At 74.9% G+C, this 20269-nt stretch carries 19 protein-coding genes; 9 read left to right on the top strand and 10 right to left on the bottom strand.

What is annotated here, in order from left to right; translation table 11 throughout:
* Nucleotides 1-26 precede the first annotated feature (26 nt).
* Nucleotides 27-695, top strand: a complete 669-nt coding sequence (locus tag HCN08_RS29260; protein ID WP_167986305.1) for a TetR/AcrR family transcriptional regulator — start codon at nt 27-29, stop codon at nt 693-695.
* Here the strand turns inward: HCN08_RS29260 and HCN08_RS29255 are convergent.
* On the bottom strand, nt 655-1839 hold the full coding sequence (locus HCN08_RS29255; protein ID WP_407648911.1) for a DUF5925 domain-containing protein: 1185 nt from the start codon (nt 1837-1839) through the stop codon (nt 655-657). The genes HCN08_RS29260 and HCN08_RS29255 overlap by 41 nt on opposite strands.
* A 265-nt stretch (nt 1840-2104) precedes the next feature.
* On the opposite strand from HCN08_RS29255, the gene HCN08_RS29250 reads away from it, so the two are divergent.
* Complete coding sequence (locus HCN08_RS29250) at nt 2105-2368, top strand: hypothetical protein (RefSeq protein WP_167986303.1); 264 nt, start codon at nt 2105-2107, stop codon at nt 2366-2368.
* Nucleotides 2369-2568: 200 nt separating this feature from the next.
* Here HCN08_RS29250 and HCN08_RS29245 read toward each other — a convergent pair whose 3' ends face one another.
* The 5 genes from HCN08_RS29245 to HCN08_RS29225 form a co-directional block, all read right to left on the bottom strand.
* The gene (locus HCN08_RS29245) at nt 2569-3816 is read right to left on the bottom strand and encodes a type ISP restriction/modification enzyme (protein WP_167986302.1); all 1248 of its coding nucleotides are present in this window, start codon (nt 3814-3816) and stop codon (nt 2569-2571) included.
* 14 nt (nt 3817-3830) lie between these two features.
* The gene (locus HCN08_RS29240; RefSeq protein WP_167986301.1) at nt 3831-4577 is read right to left on the bottom strand and encodes a GntR family transcriptional regulator; all 747 of its coding nucleotides are present in this window, start codon (nt 4575-4577) and stop codon (nt 3831-3833) included.
* Nucleotides 4574-5881, bottom strand: coding sequence for a homogentisate 1,2-dioxygenase (gene hmgA, locus HCN08_RS29235; RefSeq protein ID WP_167986300.1), 1308 nt, complete (start codon nt 5879-5881; stop codon nt 4574-4576). The genes HCN08_RS29240 and hmgA overlap by 4 nt, the downstream gene beginning before the upstream one ends.
* Before the next feature lie 221 nt (nt 5882-6102).
* A complete protein-coding gene (locus HCN08_RS29230) occupies nt 6103-6834 on the bottom strand; it encodes an SGNH/GDSL hydrolase family protein (RefSeq protein WP_167986299.1) in 732 nt (243 codons plus the stop codon).
* 2 nt (nt 6835-6836) lie between these two features.
* On the bottom strand, nt 6837-8267 hold the full coding sequence (locus HCN08_RS29225) for a DHA2 family efflux MFS transporter permease subunit (protein WP_167986298.1): 1431 nt from the start codon (nt 8265-8267) through the stop codon (nt 6837-6839).
* A gap of 177 nt (nt 8268-8444) precedes the next feature.
* Between HCN08_RS29225 and HCN08_RS29220 the strand changes: the two genes are divergently transcribed.
* The 5 genes from HCN08_RS29220 to HCN08_RS29200 all read left to right on the top strand — a co-directional run bounded on the left by HCN08_RS29220 (nt 8445) and on the right by HCN08_RS29200 (nt 14878).
* Nucleotides 8445-9083, top strand: coding sequence for a TetR/AcrR family transcriptional regulator (locus HCN08_RS29220; RefSeq protein WP_322974750.1), 639 nt, complete (start codon nt 8445-8447; stop codon nt 9081-9083).
* A 6-nt stretch (nt 9084-9089) separates the two neighbouring features.
* Nucleotides 9090-9707, top strand: a complete 618-nt coding sequence (locus tag HCN08_RS29215; protein ID WP_167986296.1) for a TetR/AcrR family transcriptional regulator — start codon at nt 9090-9092, stop codon at nt 9705-9707.
* Between the two features lie 121 nt (nt 9708-9828).
* Nucleotides 9829-12066 carry a molybdopterin oxidoreductase family protein gene (locus HCN08_RS29210; protein WP_167986295.1) on the top strand — a complete coding sequence of 746 codons (2238 nt, stop codon included), beginning with the start codon at nt 9829-9831 and terminating at the stop codon, nt 12064-12066.
* Nucleotides 12067-12309: 243 nt separating this feature from the next.
* Nucleotides 12310-13692: an aldehyde dehydrogenase family protein gene (locus HCN08_RS29205; protein WP_322974761.1), complete on the top strand. Its 1383-nt coding sequence runs from the start codon at nt 12310-12312 to the stop codon at nt 13690-13692.
* Nucleotides 13693-13795: 103 nt separating this feature from the next.
* A complete protein-coding gene (locus tag HCN08_RS29200) occupies nt 13796-14878 on the top strand; it encodes a zinc-binding dehydrogenase (RefSeq protein WP_167986293.1) in 1083 nt (360 codons plus the stop codon).
* 94 nt (nt 14879-14972) lie between these two features.
* On the opposite strand, the gene HCN08_RS29195 is transcribed toward HCN08_RS29200, so the two are convergent.
* Nucleotides 14973-15515 (bottom strand): DUF402 domain-containing protein, encoded by a 543-nt coding sequence (locus HCN08_RS29195; protein ID WP_167986292.1) that lies wholly within the window; start codon nt 15513-15515, stop codon nt 14973-14975.
* A 12-nt stretch (nt 15516-15527) separates the two neighbouring features.
* Nucleotides 15528-16331, bottom strand: coding sequence for a TetR/AcrR family transcriptional regulator (locus HCN08_RS29190; RefSeq protein ID WP_206319381.1), 804 nt, complete (start codon nt 16329-16331; stop codon nt 15528-15530).
* Between the two features lie 98 nt (nt 16332-16429).
* Here HCN08_RS29190 and HCN08_RS29185 point away from each other — a divergent pair, with 98 nt between their 5' ends.
* Nucleotides 16430-17590, top strand: coding sequence for an acyl-CoA dehydrogenase family protein (locus HCN08_RS29185; RefSeq protein WP_407648909.1), 1161 nt, complete (start codon nt 16430-16432; stop codon nt 17588-17590).
* 182 nt (nt 17591-17772) lie between these two features.
* Nucleotides 17773-18396: a TetR/AcrR family transcriptional regulator gene (locus HCN08_RS29180; protein ID WP_167986290.1), complete on the top strand. Its 624-nt coding sequence runs from the start codon at nt 17773-17775 to the stop codon at nt 18394-18396.
* Between the two features lie 10 nt (nt 18397-18406).
* On the opposite strand, the gene HCN08_RS29175 is transcribed toward HCN08_RS29180, so the two are convergent.
* A complete protein-coding gene (locus HCN08_RS29175; protein ID WP_167986289.1) occupies nt 18407-18871 on the bottom strand; it encodes a MaoC family dehydratase in 465 nt (154 codons plus the stop codon).
* A gap of 134 nt (nt 18872-19005) precedes the next feature.
* On the bottom strand, nt 19006-20076 hold the full coding sequence (locus HCN08_RS29170; RefSeq protein ID WP_167986288.1) for an LLM class flavin-dependent oxidoreductase: 1071 nt from the start codon (nt 20074-20076) through the stop codon (nt 19006-19008).
* Nucleotides 20077-20269: the final 193 nt, after the last annotated feature.

Here is a 20269-nt window from a genome sequence, read left to right as displayed (position 1 = left end):
TCTAGCATCAGAACTAGCATGGGCGCATGAGGACCGACGAGCGCATCGCGCTGGCGATGGCCGAACTGCTGCGCCGGCAGGGCTATGCCGCGACGGGCATCAACCAGCTCGCGCGCGCCGCCGGCGCCCCCACCGGCTCGATCTACCACCACTTCAAGGGCGGAAAGCGCGAGGTCGCCGCGGCGGCGCTGCGGCAGACCGGGGCCGCGTACATCCAGCTGCTGCCGCTGCTGCTCGACCCGCACCCCGACCTCGCGACCGGCGTCGAGGCGGCGTTCGCCGCGGCGGCCCGGGACATGGAGAGCACCGGCTGGGCGAACATGTGCCCCGTCGGCGTCGTGACCGCCGAGATCGCCGACGTCGAGCCGGAGCTGCGGGAGATCGCCGCGGAGGTGATGCAGGTGTGGGTCGAGGAGGGCAGCCGCTACCTCGCCGGCCGCGGGCTGTCCGAGCAGGAGGCGCACACCGTCATCCACGCCCTGCTCGCCGCGCTCGAAGGGGCCTTCGTCCTCGCCCGCGGGATGCGCTCGGCCGAGCCGTTCCTGGCCGCCGGGCGCACGCTCGCCGTGTACGTCGGCGCGCTGGAGGCGGCGGAGGCGGCGGCGGGGCCGGCGGCGACGGCAGGGGCTGCGGGGCCGGCCGGGCCCGGGCCGGCTACAGGTACAGGCCGTCCGCCGACTGCGGGGCGGGCGTGAGCGCGGTGTTGGTGCCGCGGCGCAGGGCGTAGAGCTCGGCGAGGGTCGCGCCGTCGCGGCCGACGCCCTCGGGAGTGCCGAGCCAGGCCACGGCCTCGTCGCGGTTGAGCGCGCCGACCTCGATCCTGGCCAGGCAGCGGCCGGGGCGGACCACCGCGGGGTGCAGGCGCTCCAGGTCCTCGTTGGTGGTGATGCCGACCAGCACGTTGCGGCCCTGGCCGAGCAGGCCGTCGGTGAGGTTGAGCAGCCGGGACAGCGCCTGGCCGGTCTGGTGCTTGGCCTGACCGCGGATCAGCTCGTCGCAGTCCTCCAGGAGCAGCAGCCGCCAACGGCCGCCCGCCGCCCCGTCGTCCTCGCCGATCGCGATGTCCATCAGGTAGCCGACATCGTTGAACAGCCGCTCGGGGTCCAGGACGCAGTCGACCTGGCACCAGTCGCGCCACGAGCGTGCCAGCGTGCGCAGCGCGGAGGTCTTGCCGGTGCCGGGCGGGCCGTGGAGCAGCAGCAGGCGGCCGGTGATGTCGTCGACGCCCAGCTTCATCAGGCCGTCCATCGCCTCGGCGACCTTGGCGGTGTAGTTGCCGCGCAGGTCCTCCCACGACGCGGCGGAGATCTGCCGGGTGGTGCGGTGCGGCCCGCGGCGCGGCGAGACGTACCAGAAGCCCATGGTGACGCTCTCCGGTTCTGGCTCCGGCGTGTCCTCGGCGTCGGCCACCGCGGAGGCGAGGACCTGTTCGGCCAGGTCGTCGCGCACGGCGGTGACGGTGACGTCGGCGCCGCGGCTCCAGCGCGAGACCAGGATCGTCCAGCCGTCGCCCTCGGCGAGCGTGGCGCTGCGGTCCTTGGCGCGGGCCTGCCGCAGCACGGTGGCATCCGGCGGCAGCAGCGTCAGCCCCTGCTTGACGGTGTCCAGCGCGGCGCCGCGCGCGTACGGCTGCTCACCGGAGGTGAAACGGCCGAGGAAGAGGGCGTCGACGACATCGGACGGCGAGTCGCTGTCGTCGAGGTGGACCTGGAGGGGCAGGGCGCGCTGCGGCGGCGTCGGTCCGGCGTCCCGCCGTGCTCGCGCCGCGCGGGTGCCTGCTCCGGTCACGGGCGGCGTAGGACTGCCGGGCTCACGGGGTGTCACGGACATGGGGCCCATGATCCGTCACTTCCACTCGTTTGGCCCAGCGCTTTTCGGTATGTACGTGTCGCGTCGGATGCGTTCCGTACCCCGCCGCGGCACCCCGCCCAGGTCACGGGTACCGTGATCAGCCACCGTGTGAGGCAATCGTTCGACGTGTCAACACCCTTGAAATGAAGGTGAATCGGGCATCCTGGCCGGACAGGGGATGCACGGGTGACGCGCCGGGGCGATAGGGTTTAGCCTGCCCGGGCCGGGTGCCCTCGTCAGGGTGGGGAGAGTCATGGAACAGATAGCGATGCACGGCAGGCCGAGAGTGCCTGCCATCAGTGCGGGAACGGGTGCGTCCAGTGCGCGGCTCGACCGGCATCTGGCGATACTGGCCGGCCCCGCCGTACCGCAGCGCGAGACCGAGGAGGCGACCGTGCTGATGCGCGAGCTCACCTCACGCCCGGTCGGCCACACCACGGCCAACCGCGGAGCGCGGGTCTCGCTGTTCGCCCCGCTGCGCCGGCTGCGCAGGTCGCTGTTCGGCAACCGCCACTGAGCGCTCGTCACCGGGCGCTTCCCGCCTGACGGCCGCTCTGCTCCGTTCCGGTACGCCGCCGGTCCGCGCCGCGGCGCTGCCGTACGTCCCCACCCGCCGCTTCCGCGCGCCCGCCTCTCCCGGCCGGCGGCCCGCGCGGACCCGGCTCCCTCGGCCCCGCCCGCGTCACCCCGCCCCGCCTTGCTGAGCAGAGGGAGCCGTCACACCAGCGCGAACTGCCCGTCAGGCCCCTCTTCCCGGTGGTCCAGTACGGACGCGGGGGCGCGTCGCGCCGCCGGCACCGGCAGCACTCCCGCCGCCCGCAGCGCCGCCACGGTGAGCGTACGGTCCGGCCGCCGCGCCAACCGCCCGGCCAGCTCCTGCCGTTCGGCGTCCAGGTCGGCCAGCAGCGTCAGCACGCTGATCAGCTCCAGCAGTTCGGAGGTGCTGGCCCGGCTCCACGGCGGCGGGCGCAGCGCCTCCAGCGAGCCGGCCGCGCCCGGTGCCGTGCGCCGCTCCCACCAGGCCGCCAGCACCCGCACCCCGCCGGTCGTACGGTCCCACGCCGCGGGGGCGACCGGTGCGACCCGGCCGGCGCCGATCCGCAGCTCGCGGGCCTCCCGGTCGTACTCCAGCTCGTCCGGCCCGGGCGAGGCGGGCAGCGGCGCCCGCACGTAGGGGCGGCTGCCGCCGGGCAGCCGCGGCCCGCCCGGGTCGCGGCCCGCGGCCGGGTCGGCGCACCGGGCGCCGCGGGTGTGCAGCCACAGCAGCCGCTCGCCCAGCGCCACCCCGGCCCGCCAGTCCGCCGCGTCGGTGGGCAGGGGCACCCGGCAGCCCTCGGGCCCGCCCCGCGCCGCCGCCGCGATCCACGCCGCCACCTCCAGGGCGGCCACCTCGGTGCCCAGCGCCGCCGACAGCGCCTCCCGCAGCCCCGGCGCGAGGTTCGGGTCCCGGCCGCCGGGCTGCCGGAACAGCGGCCGGATCCGTCCGGGCCGGCCCGCGGGGGAGCGGCCGTCGGGCAGCAGCGCGGAGAACGCCACCGGCGGCTCGCCGCCCTCGCCCGGATCCGCCTGCTCCAGCACGAAGACCTGCTCGCCGTCCAGCACCCGCCACAGCTCGGGGCGGGCCGCGTCGATCAGCCGGTGGTCCGGTATCAGCCACAGCCGGTCGTAGGCCCCATGGGCGATCAGCACCGGCTCCGGGCACGGGCCGTGCTCCCGCGCCAGCGCCGTCGTCGCCGTGCGGTGCCCCGGCAGCTGCCCGACCCGGCTGTGCAGGTCCCGCGCCCGGGTGGGGTGCAGCAGCGCGGCCCGCTCGCGCTCCTCACCCGCCGCCGTCACCAGCGCCCAGCGCTCGCGCAGCGTGCCGGCGTCCGGCGCCATGGGCCAGCCGCGGCCGATCCGCAGCGGGCGCACGGACCACGGCATCACATCGTCCAGCAAGGGCGCGTCGTCGCTCACTGCACGCATGGTAGCGAGGGCCGTCAGGGTGCCTCCATCGTCACGGTGAAGGAGAAGCGGTCGCCCCGGTAGTGGATCCGCACCACGTCCACCACCTCTCCCGAAGCGTCGTACGTGACCCCGGTGTAGTGCAGGATCGGGCTGAGCAGCGGCACCCGCAGCAGCCGGGCGGTCTCCGGGTCGGCCAGCCGCGCCTCCACGGTGTCGGTGATCCGGCTGATCCGCACGCCCAGCACATCGCGCAGCACCTTGGTCATCGGCCAGCGCTCCAGGTCGGCCAGGTCGATCGCGGCGGCCGTTTCCGGGCGCAGGAAGTTCTCCGCCCAGTTGGTCGGCTCGCCCTGCTCGTCGCACCGCAGCCGGCGGAAGACCGTCGCCTGCGCCAGGTCCGGGTAGTGCTCCCGTATCTCCGGCGGCAGCGGCGTCGGGCCGTGCTGGAAGACCGCGGTGCGCCCGCCGGACTGCTGGGCAACGATCGCGTCGACCGAGCCGAGCAGCCGCACCGGCGCGCCGCGCAGCGCCGCCGGCTCGATGAACGTGCCCCGCTTGCGGTGCCGCGATATCAGCCCCTCGTCCTCCAGTTCCTTGAGCGCCTGGCGCATGGTCAGCACGCTCACGCCGTAATGCCCGGCCAGCGCCTCCTCGGTCGGCAGCCGCAGCGGGTCGTCGGGGCGGCGGCCCAGTATCGACGCGCGCAGCGACTGCGAGACCTGATACCACAGCGGCAGCTTGCGGTTGAGGACCAGGGAGTCGGGGGCGAAGGAGCTCACAGCCCGAAGTTTCTCTCAAGCCCCTCCCACACGGCGTCGTAGTCCTGCTGGCGGTGCCCGGCCGACAGCGCCAACGGCGTCGGCACGACCGGCCAGCGCGTCTCGAACATGAACGCCAACCCGTCGTCGACCCGTTGCGGCACCAGCTCCGCGGTGCTGGCCCGGTCGAAGGTCGCCCGGTCGGGGCCGTGCGCCGACATCATGTTGTGCAGCGAGGCACCGCCGGGCACGAAACCCTCCGCCTTGGCGTCGTAGGCGCCCTCGACCAGGCCCATGAACTCCGACATCACATTGCGGTGGAAGTACGGCGGCCGGAAGGTGTCCTCGCCGACCAGCCAGCGCGGCGCGAACACCACGAAGTCGGCGCCGGCCAGGCCCGGGGTGTCGGACGGCGAGGTGAGCACCGTGAAGATCGACGGGTCCGGGTGGTCGTAGCTGATCGACCCCAGCACGTTGAAGCGGCGCAGGTCGTACAGATACGGCACATGGCTGCCGTGCCAGGCCACCACGTCCAGCGGCGAGTGGCCGTAGCGCGCCGCCCACAGATTCCCGCCGAACTTGTTGACGACCTCGGTCTCCTCGTCCGCCTCCTCGTACGCGGCGACCGGGGCGAGGAAGTCCCGTGCGTTCGCCAGCCCGTTGGCGCCGATCGGGCCCAGCTCCGGCAGCTGGAAGGGGCGGCCGTAGTTCTCGCACACATAGCCGCGGGCGGTGCCGTCCGGCAGGTCCACCGCGAAGCGCACCCCGCGCGGGATCAGCGCGACATGCCCGGGCTCCGCGCGCAGCCGCCCGAACTCCGTCCGCAGCAGCAGCGAGCCCTGCTGCGGCACGATCAGGAACTCGCCGTCCGCGCTGGAGAACACCCGGCCCGCCATCGGCCGGTTGGCCGCGTACCAGTGGATGCCGATGCCCTCGCGGCGCAGCACATCGCCATTACCCCCCACCGTCACCAGGCCCTGCACGAAGTCGGTCGGCTCCTGCGGCAGCGGCAGCGGGCCCCAGCGCAGCCGGTTGGGATCGGGCTCCACGTCCAGGAACGGGGCGCTGCGCAGCGAGCCGTTCGGCACCCGGCGGAAGGGCGGATGCGCCGCGGACGGGCGGATGCGGTACAGCCAGCTGCGCCGGTTGTGCGCCCGCGGCTCGGTGAACGCGGTGCCGCTCAACTGCTCGGCGTACAGCCCGAAGGGGGCGCGCTGCGGTGCGTTCCGCCCCAGGGGCAGCGCTCCGGGCACCGCCTCGCTGCTGTGCTCGTTGCCAAAGCCCGGTGAGTAGTCGAGATCCTTGCCGTCCTGGCTGACGTCCATGATGCGCTCCCCGCTCGCGTTCCCGTCGTGATTCCTATGCTGGACCATAGGAATCACGACGGCAACCCCCGCCCTGCGCCTGTGGATAACTCGTTGACCAGGCCGGATGACCAGGCAAAACGGCCAGGCGGGGCGACCCGGCCGGGCGGCGCCGGGCCGGATGACAGGGCCGGGTGACCGGGGGGCCGGCTGAGCTGGGCCGGACGGAATGCGGGCCCGGCTCAGCCGCGGTCCGCGGCCACCGCCGCCCCCAGCGTCCGCACCGTCTCGGCCGCGATCACCGCATGCCCGCGCGCGGAGGCGTGGACGAGGTCGGCGCTGTAGAGGTCGCGCTCACCGCCCGCCGGGTGGTCGTACATCTCGACCACCAGCGCCCCGTGCCGCCGCGCGGTCTCCCGCACGATCCCGTTCAGCAGCGCCACGCCCTTCTCCAGCGGCCCGCCGCGCAGTTCCGGCACCGCGGCGGCGACGTTCGACAGCGCGAAGGTGACCACGGTGGTGCCCGGGGCGGCGAGGGCGGCGAAGAGCAGGTCCATCTCCCTGCCGACCACCTCGGGGGAGAAGCCCGGCAGCAGCAGGTCGTTGCCGCCGCACACCACCGCGACCAGGTCGGGGGCGAAGGCGGCGGCCCGCTCGACCTGCCCGGCCCGCACCTGGGCGGTCGTCAGGCCGCGCAGGCCCAGGTTGAGGAAGGACAAGGAGGGAGCCGCCGAGCGCAGCGCCTCGGCGGTGCGGTCCGCCCAGGAGGCGGTGCGGTAGCCGGGCAGCGGATCCCCCAGGCCCTCGGCCAGGCTGTCGCCCAGCACCGCGAACCGCCGCCAGGGCGCCCCGCGCAGCAGCGCCTCGCTCTCGCCGGGCGCCAGGCAGTAGGGGTCGGTGGCCTCCGCGGGACCGGCGGCGAGCGGGTCGGCGAAACCGGGGGCGAGCGGGCCGGTGCCTGCTGCGTGCGTCATCGTCAGGACTCCTTCGACAGGGTGCGGGCCATGGCCAGGCCCACGACGGCGGCGACGGCGGCCAGCGCGCCGCAGGTCAGGTAGAGGTCGCGGTACGCCTGCGGGCCGCCGACCCCGCGCGCGGCGATCACCGACGCGGTCGCGGCGACGCCGAGCGCGCCGCCCAACTGCCGGGCGGTGGTGGTCATGCCCACCCCGGAGGCGAACTGCTGCGGGGGCAGCGACCGGGCCGCCGCGGTGGACAGCGCGGTGAGCGTGCCGCCGAAGGCGGCGCCGCCGACCAGGCCGACGGGCAGCCACAGGGCCAGGAAGCGGTGGTCGGTGCCCAGCGCGAGATACGCCCACACGCTCGCCGCGGCGAACGCGGCCATGCTCACCGCGACCACCGCGGGGAGTTGGTGCGGCTTGGCCCGATTGCCGACGGCAATCGCCGCGACCGCCGAGGTGAGCGCGCCGGGCGTGACGGCGAAACCGGCCTTCAGCACCGAGTAGTGCCACACGGTGGTCAGGAACAGCGGACTGCTCAGCAGCCACGCGAACAGCGCGGCGCCGGTGAAGGCCGCCGCCGTGGAGGAGACGGCGAAGGTGGCGTTGTGGAAGAGCGCGGTCTCCACGGCGGGCGCCCCGTGGCGCGCCGACCGGACGAGGGCCAGCGCGATCAGCGCCGCTCCGCCGACGACGCTCGCCGTCGTGGACGCCTCGCCCCAGCCCCAGTCGCTGCCCTTGGTGAGCCCGAGCACCAGCAGGGCGATGCCCGCGGTCACCGCGAGCGTGCCGAGCGGGTCGGGGAGTCGTCGGTGCGCGCCGGTGCGCTCCGGCAGGGCGCGCAGCCCCGCGAGGACCAGGACGACGCCCACGGGCACGTTGATCAGGAAGACCGCCCGCCAGCCGAAGGCGTCCACCAGCACGCCGCCGAGCGCGGGCCCCGCCGCGGTGGCCATGGAGCCGGCCGCCCCCCACGCGCCGATCGCCGCCGGCAGCCGCCGCGGCGGGGTGGTGGCCAGCAGCAGGCCGAGCGCGGCCGGGATCATGCCGGCCGCCGTCGCGCCCTGCAGGGCCCGCGCGGTGATCAGCAGCGGCAGGTTCTGCGCCGCCGCGCACAGGGCGGAGGCGAGGGTGAAGCCGGCGAGCGAGGACAGGAAGAGCTTCTTGCGGCCGAGCGCGTCGGCGATCCGCCCGGCGGGGGTGAGCAGCGCCGCGAAGAGCACCGCGTAACTGCTCACCACCCAGGACAGGTCCGGGACCCGGTCGGTGGGGAAGCTCGCGGCGAGGTCGGGAAAGGCGACGTTGACGACGGTGGTGTCGAGGAAGGCGATGAAGGTTGCCCCGGCGCTGAGCAGCAGGACCACTCCGGGCCTGGTGTCGCCGCCGGCGCCGTCGCGGGGCGGGGAGGACGTGGGTGAGGAGGACGTGGGTGAGGACAGTGAGGACATGGCCGTCCTTAGCCTTCGGCGAAGTAACATACTGAGGGTACGGAACATACATACCGTAGGTATGTAGCTGTCAAGCCATGCCCGGCCGTAAGGTGGGGGAGCGGATCCCGCGCCAAGCCATGGCAAATGGCCGAGCCATGGACCGACGCGGCACCACAGGCAGGACAGGAGGCGGCGGTGACCACAGCACGGACGGCGACACAGGGCGGCACGCGGCACGCCCGGGTCCGCCCCACCCAGCAGGAACGCTCCGACGCCACCGTCGAGGACCTGCTCAGCGCCGCGCGGGCGCTCTTCGCGACCACCGGATACGCCGCCACCTCCCTGGACGCCGTGTGCGAGCGCGCCGGCGTCACCAAAGGTGCCCTCTACCACCACTTCGCCGGCAAGAAGCAGCTCTTCGGCGCCGTCTACCAGCGCGAGCAGCAGCACCTCAACGAGCGCATCACCGCCGCCTACGCGACCGTCACCGACCCCTGGGAAGCGGTCTTCGAAGGCTGCCGCGCCTACCTGGAGGCCTCGCTCGACCCAGCCGTCCAGCGCATCACCCTGCTCGACGCGCCCGGCGCGCTCGGCTGGGAGGCGATGCGGGACGTCGGCGTCAACTGCCGCGAGCTGACCCGTAAAGGGGTCGCCCGGGCCATCCGCAAGGGCGCCATCCCCGCGCGCCCCGCCGACCCGCTCACCTCGATGCTCTACGGCGGCCTGAGCGAGAACGCGATGGCCATCGTCCGGGCCGACGACCCGCAGGCGGCGCTGGACGAGGCACTGACCGACCTGCGCCGGCTCTTCGACGCCCTCGCCGCCGGGAACTGACCGCCGATGGCGGGCGCCGGCAGCGAGTTCGCCCCCGACAGCGGACTGCTGCGCCGCGCGCCCGTCCAGCAGCGCAGCACCGAACGGCTGGAGCGCATCCTGGACGCCTGCGCCCAACTGCTCGACGAGGCCGGCTACGAACGGCTCAGCACCCGTGCCGTCGCCGCCCGCGCCGGCGTGCCCATCGGCTCGGTCTACCGCTTCTTCGCCGACAAGCGCGCCATGGCCGACGCCCTCGCCCACCGCAACCTCGACGACTTCCTCGGCCGGACCGCCGCCCGGCTCGCCGCACCGGAGGCCGGAACCGGCTGGCGGGCCGCCGTGGAGATCCTGGTCGACGAGTACACCGCCATGAAACGCACCGCGCCCGGCTTCGCGCTGCTCGACTTCGGCGTGCCGGGCGAGTCCAACCACGACCTCGCCGAACGGCTGCCCGCCCTGCTCGGCGACCGGCTCCCCGCCGACCCCCAGCAGCCGCGGGTCCGGCTGGCCCTGACCGTCGCCGTCGAGGCCGCGGACGCCGCCCTGCAACTGGCCTTCCGCACCGACCCGGCGGGCGACCCGCAACTCGTCGCCGAGACCAAGCAGCTGCTGCTCGCCTACCTCGCGACGGTGCTGGACTGAGCCCCGCCCCCCCCCGCATCGGCCGCGGGCCCACCCGCAGGGGCGGTGCCGTTGTCAGTACCGGTGGGTAGTGTCGAGGACGAACGCGCGCCAGTGCCGTCGCCGTCGAGGGAGCCCGACGATGAACCGAACCGCCCTGCGTATCTGCCCGCTGTGCGAGGCCACCTGCGGCCTCGTGCTGACGGTCGACGGGCAGCGGGTCACGCACGCCCGCGGCGACCGGGACGACGTCTTCAGCGCCGGTTTCCTCTGCCCCAAGGGCGCCTCCTTCGGCGCGCTCGATGCCGACCCCGACCGGCTCACCGGCCCGCTCCTCCGCAAGGACGGCGAACTGTCCCCCGCCACCTGGGCCGAGGCCTTCCAGGCCGCCGCCACCGGCCTCGGCGCGGTCACCGGCCCGTACGGCGGGCAGGCCGTCGGCGTCGTCCTGGGCAATCCCAACGTCCACACGATGGCCGGTGCCCTCTACCCGGCGCAGCTGGTGGGCGCGCTGGGCACCCGCAGCGTGTTCACCGCCAGCACCCTCGACCAGATGCCCAAGCACGTCAGCTCCGGCTACCTGTTCGGCGACCCCAACGCCATCCCCGTGCCCGACCTGGACCGCACCGACCACCTGCTGCTCATCGGCGCCAACCCACTGGTCTCCAACGGCAGCCTGGCCACCGCCGCCGACTTCCCCGGCAAGCTCAAGGCGCTGCGGGCGCGCGGCGGCCGGCTCACCGTGATCGACCCCAACCGCACCAGGACCGCCCGCGCCGCCGACCGCCACCTCGCACCCCGCCCCGGCACCGACGCCGCACTGCTCTTCGCCATGGTCCACGTGCTCTTCGCCGAAGACCTCGCCGACCCCGGCGACCTGACGCCCCATCTGTCCGGCCTGGACGAACTGCGCACGCTCGCCGCCGATTTCCCCCCGGAAGCCGTCGCCGCCCACTGCGACGTGCCCGCCGAGGACATCCGCGGCCTCGCACGCGAGCTGGCCGCCGCCGAACGGGCCGCCGTCTACGGGCGGCTCGGCAGCACGGCCGTGGAATTCGGCACCCTGGCCAGCTGGCTGGTGGACGTCCTCAATGTGCTGACGGGCAATCTGGACCGCCCCGGCGGCGCCATGTTCCCGCTCTCGGCCACCGCACGCGCACCCCGGCCGCCCCGCCCCGGAAAGGGCTTCACCACCGGCCGCTGGCGCAGCCGTGTCTCCGGCCACCCCGAGGTCAAGGGCGAACTGCCCGCCGCCGCGCTGGCGGAGGAGATCGACACGCCGGGGGAGGGGCGGCTGCGCGCCCTGATCGTCGTGGCCGCCAACCCGGTGCTCTCCGCACCCGACGGCCACCGCCTCGACCGCGCCCTGGCCGGGCTGGACTTCATGGTCAGCGTCGACCCGTATCTCAACGAGACCTCCCGGCACGCCGACGTCGTCCTGCCGCCGCCCCCGCCCGCCCGGAGCGCCCACTACGACTTCGCCTTCAGCACCCTCGCCGTCCGCAACACCGTCCGCTACAGCCCGCCCGCCGTGCCGCTCGCCCCAGGGGCCCTGGACGAACCGGAGATCCACGCCAGGCTCGTCCTCGCCGTCCTCGGGCAGGGCGGCCCCGCCGCCGACCCCGCCGCCGTCGACGCCCAGGCGATCCAGCGCCGCCTCGGCTCCGAGACCGCCGACCCGCACTCCCCGGTCCACGGCAAGGACCCGGCACAACTGGCCGCGCTGCTCGGCGGACGCACCGGCTACGAGCGGCGGCTCGACATGATGCTGCGGCTCGGCCCCTACGGCGACGGCTTCGGCGCCGACCCCGAAGGGCTCACCCTCGCCAAGGTCCTGGAGCACCCGCACGGCATCGACCTCGGCCCGCTGCGCCCGCGCCTGCCGCAGGCGCTGCGCACCGCCTCCGGCCGCGTCGACCTCGTGGCGCTGCCCATTGCCGCGGACGTCCCCCGGCTGCGGGCCGCGGTGGACCGCGGCGCCGGCGGGCCGGCACTGGTGCTGATCGGGCGCCGCCATCTGCGCTCCAACAACAGCTGGATGCACAATGTGCCGGCGCTCACCGGCGGCACCAACCGCTGCACCGCGCAACTGCACCCCGACGACGCCGCCCGCCTCGGCCTCGCCGACGGCGCCCTGGCCCGGATCAAGGGCGACGGCGGCGAGATCACCGCGCCCGTCGAGATCACCGACACCCTGCGCCCCGGTGTGGTGAGCCTGCCGCACGGCTGGGGCCACGACCGCCCCGGCACCCGGCTGACCGCCGCCGCCCGCGAACCCGGCGCGAACGTCAACCAGTTGCTGGACGGTACGCTGCTCGACCCGCTCTCCGGCACCGCCGTGCTCAACGGCTTCCCCATACAGGTGGAGGCGGCCGGCTGACCGGTGAGCACGCCCCCGGGGTGACCGAGCGCACCCGGCGGGCCCTGGCAACGAAAAACTATCGGCGCTAGTTTGGGCGCCGGACCCAGCGCGGCGGAAGAGCGGCGCGGAGAGCGGCGGGTGGACGGCATGGCTGACGCGGCGGACGACAGGGCCGGCGACGTGACGGCGGGCAGCGGGAACGCGGCCGGTGCGGCGGTGTCCACCGGGACGCGCCCGGGGGTGCACCGCGGGCGTGACGCGGTGTTCGTCGGCGGGCGGTGGCGGCCCGCCCTGGCACAGGGCGCGATCGAGGTCGTCGACCCCGCCACCGAGCAGGTCCTCGGACGGGTGCCGGCCGGCGGCCCCGAGGACGTGGACGCCGCGGTACGCGCCGCCCGCGCCGCGCTGCCGGGCTGGGCGGCGACCGCGCCCGCCGAGCGGGCCGCCGTGCTCGCCGCCGCCCGCGATTTGCTCGCCGCCCGCAGGGAGGAGGTCGCCGCGACCGTGTCGGCCGAGCTGGGCGCCCCGCCCGCCTTCGCCGCCGCCGTGCACGCCGACCTGCCCACCGCGGTGCTGGCCGGGTACGCGGAGCTGGCCGGCACGTACGCCTTCGAGGAGCGCGTGGGCAACTCCCGGGTGCTGCACGAACCGGTCGGCGTGGTCGGCGCGATCACGCCCTGGAACTACCCGCTGCACCAGATCGTCGCCAAGGTCGCCCCCGCGCTCACCGCGGGCTGCACCGTGGTGCTCAAGCCCGCCGAGGACACCCCGCTGGTGGCGCAGCTCTTCGCCGAGATCCTGGACGCCGCCGGGCTGCCGGCCGGGGTCTTCAACCTGGTCACCGGGCTCGGCCCGGTCGCCGGCCAGGCGCTCGCCGGCCACCCGGACGTGGACCTGGTCTCCTTCACCGGCTCCACCGCCGTGGGGCGGCAGATCGGCGCCGCGGCAGGAGGCGCCGTCAAGCGCGTCGCCCTCGAACTGGGCGGCAAGTCCGCCAACGTCATCCTGCCGGGCGCCGACCTCGCCAAGGCCGTCAACGTCGGCCTCGCCAACGTCTTCGCCAACTCCGGCCAGACGTGCAGCGCGTGGACCCGCATGCTCGTCGACGCCGAGCGCTACGACGAGGCCGTGCGGATCGCCGCCGCCGCGACCGCCAAGTACGTCCCCGGCGACCGTATCGGCCCGGTCGTCAACGCCAAGCAGCGCGAGCGCGTCCGCGGCTACATCCGGGCCGGCGTCGAGGCGGGCGCCAGGATCGTCGCCGGCGGCCCCGAGGCGCCCGACGGCATGGAGCGCGGCTACTACGTGCGGCCCACCGTGTTCGCCGACGTCGCACCGGACATGGCGATCGCCCAGGAGGAGATCTTCGGCCCCGTCGTCGTCCTCATCCGCTACCAGGACGAGGACGACGCGCTGCGTATCGCCAACGGCACGGTCTACGGCCTCGCCGGCGCCGTCTGGGGCCCCGACGAGGAGACCGCCGTGGCCTTCGCGCGCCGCATGGACACCGGCCAGGTCGACATCAACGGCGGGCGGTTCAACCCGCGGGCGCCCTTCGGCGGCTACAAGCAGTCCGGTGTCGGCCGCGAACTGGGCGCCCACGGCCTGGCGGAATACCTCCAGACCAAGTCCCTCCAGTTCTAAAGCGCCGCGCCCGCCGCACCCACCGCCCCGTCAAGCCGCCGCCCCCGCAAAGCCGCACGCCCCGCCCGCCGACACCGCCGAGAAGCCGACACAGGAGCCTGCCGTGGTCCGCGCCGCCGTCCTGCCCGCCGTCAACGCACCCCTGGTCGTCACCGACATCGACCTGCCCGACCCCGGCCCCGGCCAGGTGCGGGTACGGCTCGCCGCCGCGGGCGTGTGCCACTCCGACCTGTCGCTGTCCAACGGCACCCTGCGCCAGCCCGCCCCCGCGGTGCTCGGCCACGAGGGCGCCGGCACGGTCGTCGCGGTCGGCGAGGGCGTCGACCATGTGGCCGCCGGCGACCCGGTCGTCCTCAACTGGGCGCCTGCCTGCGGCACCTGCCACTTCTGCGGCCTCGGCGAACCCTGGCTGTGCTCCGACGCCAACACCGCCGCCTCCGCGCCCTACGCCACGCTCACCGCCGACGGCAGCCCGCTCTACCCGGGCCTGGGCACGGCCGTCTTCGCCGAGGAGACCGTGGTGGCCGCCCGCGCCGTCCTCCCGCTGCCCGCGGGCGTGCCGCTCACCGACGCCGCCCTGCTCGGCTGCGCCGTCCTCACCGGCTACGGCGCCGTCCACCACGCCGCGGCCGTCCGGGAGGGCGAGTCCGTGGCCGTGTACGGCGTCGGCGGCGTGGGCCTGGCGGTGCTGCAGGCGGCGCGTATCGCCGGGGCCGGGCCGATCGTCGCGGTGGACGTGGCGCCGGGCAAGGAGGAGCTGGCACGGGCCGCGGGCGCCACCGACTTCGTCGTCGCCGGCGACGACACCGCCAAGCGCGTCCGCGCCCTCACCGGCGGGCACGGCGCCGACGTCGCCATCGAGTGCGTGGGCCGCGCCGACACCATCCGCACCGCCTGGTCCGGCACCCGCCGCGGCGGCCGTACGACGGTCGTCGGCATCGGCGGCCAGGACCAGAAGGTCACCTTCAGCGCGCTGGAGCTGTTCTACTTCGGCCGCACCCTGTCGGGATGCGTGTACGGCAACTGCGACCCGGCCCAGGACCTGCCCGTGCTGGCCGCACACGTACGGGAGGGCCGTTTCGACCTGTCCGGCATGGTCACCGACCGGATCGGCCTGGACGGCATCCCCGCCGCGTTCGAGGCGATGACCGCGGGGCGCGGCGGCCGGGCGCTGGTCGTCTTCTGACCGGACCGGACCGGACCGGACGGGACCGGACTGGACTGGACCGGACCCGACCGGCCCGCGCCCGCCGTACGGCCCCCGGGAAGGCCCGGGCGGACTACGCCGGGTCCACCATCGCCAGCCACTTGCGGTGCGCCCCGCCGAAGGGCCCGGTGCCGCGCGCCACCGCGTCCATCAGCCACCGCGCCGAGGCTTCCGCCGCCTCCGCGACCTCGTCCGGGTAGCCGTAGCGCACCCGGTGCTCGGCGAACTCGTCCTCGTCGACCAGGATCGGCCCCGGGGCGCCGCGCTTGCGCAGCACGTCCAGGTCGAGGTCGACCATCGTCACCTCCTCCCGGGACGGCCACTGCGGGGGCGTGGTGATGTCGCAGTAGATCTCGGTGCTACGTGGCGCCGCGTTGAAGAGCGCGGTCCACCACGCGTCGGGCGGGAAGAGCAGCACATGCGCCTCGGCTATGGGCACCTCGCGGTCGTGCCCCTTGCGCATCACGCTGTTCGGCGGCAGGCCCAGCCATATGCCGTGCTCGTCCTCGCCGAGCCGGTGCATCCGCAGGTTCCAGTGCAAAGAGCCGTCGTATTTGTGGTAGTTGACCTGGACGAGCCCGTCGCTGCCCGCCGCCGCTGAATCCGATGTCGACATGGCGTCATCCTGTCAGCCGCCGCCCGCCGGCCGTCCACCGCTTTCCGAAGCTGCGGATATTGCCGCGCCGGTGCCCGCTGCGGCGGCTCCCGCCTCCGGCCCCGCGGCATATTGCAGAGCCAATCCGTCGATCAGCGCCCGCAGCCCGGTCTCGAAGGCGCTCTCGTCGACCCGCTCCCGGTTCCTGGCCAGCAGGTGCGCCTGGCCCAGGTGCGGATAGTCGGCTGGGTCGTACGCCTCCGCGTCGCCGACGAAACCGGCGGCGAAGGAGCCGAGGGCGGAGCCGGTGACGAAGTAGCGCATGGCCGCGCCGATCCGGGTGGCCTGTGCGGGCGGCCAGCCCGCCCGCACCATGCCGCCGAAGACGGCGTCCGCCATCCGCAGGCCGGCCGGCCGCAGCCCGGGCCCGGTGGCGAGGAAGGGCACGATGTGCGGGTGCTCGCTGAGCGCCGCGCGGTACGAGCGGCCCCACGCCAGCAGCGCCGCCCGCCAGTCGCAGCCGGGCGCCTCACGGCCCTCGCCGGCCCCGTCGCCGGCCCCGCCGTCACCCCCGGCACCGTCACCGGCCCCGTCCTCGTACCCGGCCTCGAACATCGACACGTCGACCTGCCCGACCACCGTGTCGGCGACCGCGTCGAGTATCGCCTCCTTCGTGGCGAAGTGGTTGTAGAGCGAGGGCCCGCTCACCCCCAGCTCCGCCGCCAGCCGCCGGGTGGACAGCGCGGCCAGCCCCTCGGCGTCGACGAGCGCGAGCGCGGTCGTGACGATGCGGTCGCGGCTCAGCAGGGGCTTGCGGGGGCGGGCCATGCGGCACATAGTAGGGGCTGCCCATCGAAAACTAGCGGCGGTAGTTTAATGTCGCCGCCGACCGCGATCACCGGCCGCGACCACCGGACGTACACGAGGAGGCGGATATGGCGCTGACCTTCGGGCTGTCCGCCGAGCAGGCCGACGCCCGCGCGCTGGCGCGGGACTTCGCCGAGCGCGAGATCGTCCCGTACGCGGCGGCCTGGGACCGCGCCGAGGCCGTGGACCGCGCGATCGTCAAGAAGCTCGGCGCGGTCGGCTTCCTCGGCCTGACCGTCGACGAGGAGTACGGCGGCTCCGGCGGCGACCACCTCGCCTATTGCCTCGTCACCGAGGAACTGGGCCGCGCGGACTCCTCCGTACGCGGCATCGTGTCGGTCTCGCTCGGCCTTGTCGCCAAGTCGATCGCCCACTGGGGCAGCGAGGAGCAGAAGCGGCACTGGCTGCCCCGGCTCACCTCGGGCGAGGCGCTCGGCTGCTTCGGCCTCACCGAGCCCGGCACCGGCTCCGACGCCGCGAACCTCACCACCCGCGCGGTCCGCGACGGCGACACGTACGTCATCAGCGGCGGCAAGACGTCCATCACCAACGGCACCTGGGCCGACGTCGTCCTGCTCTTCGCCCGCACCGGCACGCCGGCCGACGGCCACCGCGGCGTCAGCGCCTTCCTCGTCCCCGCCGACACGCCCGGCCTGACCCGGCGCCCCATCCACGGCAAGCTCGGCCTGCGCGGCCAGGCGACCGCCGAACTCGTCCTCGACGGCGTGCGCGTCCCGGCCGGCGCGCTGCTCGGGCCGGCCGGCAAGGGCTTCGCGGTCGCGATGTCGGCGCTGGCCAAGGGCCGGATGTCGGTCGCGGCCGGCTGCGTCGGCATCGCGCAGGCGTGCCTGGACGCGGCGGTCGGCTACGCCGGGCAGCGCGAGCAGTTCGGCGCCCCGATCGCCGGGCGGCAGCTCGTCCAGGAACTGCTCGCCGACATCGCCGTGGACGTCGCCGCGGCCCGCCTGCTCACCTGGCAGGTCGCCGACCTCGTCGACCGCGGGCAGCCCTTCGCGACCGAGTCGTCCGTGGCCAAGCTGCACGCCAGCGAGGCGGCGGTGCGCTGCGCCAACAACGCGCTCCAGGTCTTCGGCGGTTATGGATATATCGATGAATACCCCGTCGGCAAGCTGCTGCGCGACGCCCGGGTGATGACCCTCTACGAGGGCACGAGCCAGATCCAGAAGCTGCTCATCGGCCGCTCCCTCACCGGGGTGTCCGCCTTCTGAGCCGTCGCGTGGCCCCGTCCGGTACGTTCGGCGCGCCCGTACATCCGCTACGTCCGGCGCCGGCCGCGGCCCCGTACCCCGTCCGCCCGGGTCGCTAAGCGCTTGCTCACCCGCCCAGGTAGGGTGTGACCCTGTCAACCGGTCGATCCGGCCGGCTCACGGGCCCGAGGAGCGTGCGAGCGATGAGTGCGGAGGCGGCGACGACCGGCGAGGCGTGGGAGGACGTCACCCCCGACGCCGCCAGGCGGCTGGTGATCGCCGCGGTGCAGGCGTTCGCCGAGCGCGGCTACCACGCCACCACCACCCGGGACATCGCCGGGCGGGCCGGGATGAGCCCGGCGGCGCTGTACATCCACTACAAGACCAAGGAAGAGCTGCTCTACCAGATCAGCCGGGTGGGCCATCAGCGCTCGCTGGCGATGCTCGGCGAGGCGCGGGACACCGCGGGCAGCGCCGCCGACCGGCTCGCGGCGGCGGTACGGGCGTTCGTGCGCTGGCACGCCGAGCACCACACCACCGGCCGGGTCGTGCAGTACGAGCTGGGCGCGCTCGCCCCGGACCACTACACCGAGATCGTGGGACTGCGGCGGCAGACCGAGGACGCGATCCGTACGATCATCGCCGACGGTGTCGCCGCCGGGGAGTTCGACGTGCCCGAGGTGAACGGCACCACGCTGGCCGTGCTGTCGCTGTGCATCGACGTGGCCCGCTGGTTCAACCCGGCCGGCCGCCGTACGCCCGACGAGGTCGGCGCGCTCTACGCCGACCTCGTGCTGCGCATGGTGGGCGCCCCGCGCGAGCCGTGAGCGGGGCCGCTCAGAGGTAGAAGCGGGCGACCGTCTCGGCCACGCACACCGGCTTGTCGCCGCCCTCGCGCTCGATCGTCACCCGGGTGACGACCTGGAAGCCGCCGCCCGCCTCCGTCACCTCGGCGACCTCCGCGCCCGCGCGCAGCCGTGAGCCGACCGGCACGGGGGCGGGGAAGCGCACCTTGTTGACGCCGTAGTTGACGCCCATCCGCACGCCCTCGACCCGGAAGATCTGCGGGGTCAGCGAGGGGATGAGCGACAGGGTGAGGAAGCCGTGCGCGATCGTGCTGCCGAACGGCCCCTGCGCGGCCCGCTCGGGGTCGACATGGATCCACTGGTGGTCACCGGTGGCCTCGGCGAAGGCGTTGATCCGCTGCTGGTCGACCTCCAGCCAGTCCGTCCAGCCGAGCTGCTCACCGACGGCGGCCCGCAGCTCGTCGGGCGATGCGAAGACGCGGGGCTGCTGGGACATGGTCAGGGCCTCCGGGACGACAGGTTTCCAAGCGCTTGCTCAGCATGGTTCCGCCGCTCCCGTGTGTCAACGCCGCCACCCGCTTCCCGCCGCCGTACGCTTCCCCCGGCCGCCCCATGTCCCGCACCGCCCGGTCAGGCCGTGCGCGCCCCCAGGGCGTCCAGCGCGGGCCGCAGCGCCACCAGCCGGTCCAGCTGGGCGAGCTGCGCGGGGATGTCGGCCAGCGCGACGCGCAGGATCAGATGCCGCGCGCCCTGCGCCACGAACCGGCCCAGCTGCTCCACCACCGCCTCGGGCGTGCCGGCCGCCATCGCCTGGATCTTTCCGGCCTCCTCCAGTGGCAGCCCGTAGTTCGCCCTGGTGTACGCGTCCAGCGCCGCGCGCCCGCCGTCGGCCGCGTCGGTGAGCAGGGTGTTGACGAAGAGCGCGGGCGTGAACGGCGCGGCCTCGCGGCCCGACTCCGCCGCGGCGGCGCGGATCGCGGCGAGCCCCGTACCGTAGTCGGCCGGGTCCGGCGGATAGGGCATCCAGCCGTCGTAGAGCCGCCCGGTACGGGCCAGGGCGGCGGGGGTCGCGCCGCCGAGCCAGACCGGCGGGCCGCCGGGGCGGGAGGCGGGGACGCCGGGGGCGATGTCGTCGAAGTGCAGCACCTTGCCGTGGAAGCTGACCGGGCCCTCGCCGGTCCACAGCCGCCGCCACAGCTCCACCGTCTCGTCCAGCCGCCGGAAGCGGTCGGGCCACGGGGTGCCCGCCATCGCGTAGACCGGCCGCCCGAAGCGGCCGGGGAAGCCGGCCCCGACGCCGACAACCAGCCGGCCGCCGGAGAGCAGGTCGACCGAGGCGATGGTCTGCGCCGCCTGGACGGGGGTGCGCAGGGCCGGCAGCAGCGCGCCGGTGCCCAGCGTGATGCGCTCGGTCACGGCGGCGAGCGCGCCCAGCACGGTGAGCGCTTCGAGCCGCGGGGTCAGCAGCGAGTCGGTGACCCACAGCGAGTCGAAGCCGGTGCGCTCGGCGCGGGCCCCGAAGGCCAGGACCTCGCGCGGGTCGGTGCCGGCCCACTGGGCCATGGAGCTGGGCGCGAAGACGCCGAGCCGTACGGTGCCGGCGTCGCCGCTCCCGGCGGGGGAGGCGAGGGCCGCAGGGGCCGCGGGGGAGTCGAGTGCGGAGGAGCCGGGGGTGATCTCGTCGAGGAACGTGCGTGTCATAGGGGCGAGCGTGGGCCGCGGCGGGCATGGCCTCAATTCCCGGCAGGGAATGGCCCGGGTCGGTGCGCGGCGTTACAAATGAGCCGTGGACGCCCCTCGCCCTCTCGCCGCCGCCGCGAGCCGTACCGCCGCGGGCCGCACCCCCGCCGGTCGTACCGCCGCGGGCCGCACCGCCGCCCCCGCTGGGAGCGCA

It is taken from the genome of Actinacidiphila epipremni (assembly GCF_012034175.1).
Taxonomy (GTDB): domain Bacteria; phylum Actinomycetota; class Actinomycetes; order Streptomycetales; family Streptomycetaceae; genus Actinacidiphila; species Actinacidiphila epipremni.
Note: the sequence above shows the minus strand (reverse complement) of the source record. Positions and strands in the feature narration are given on the sequence as shown.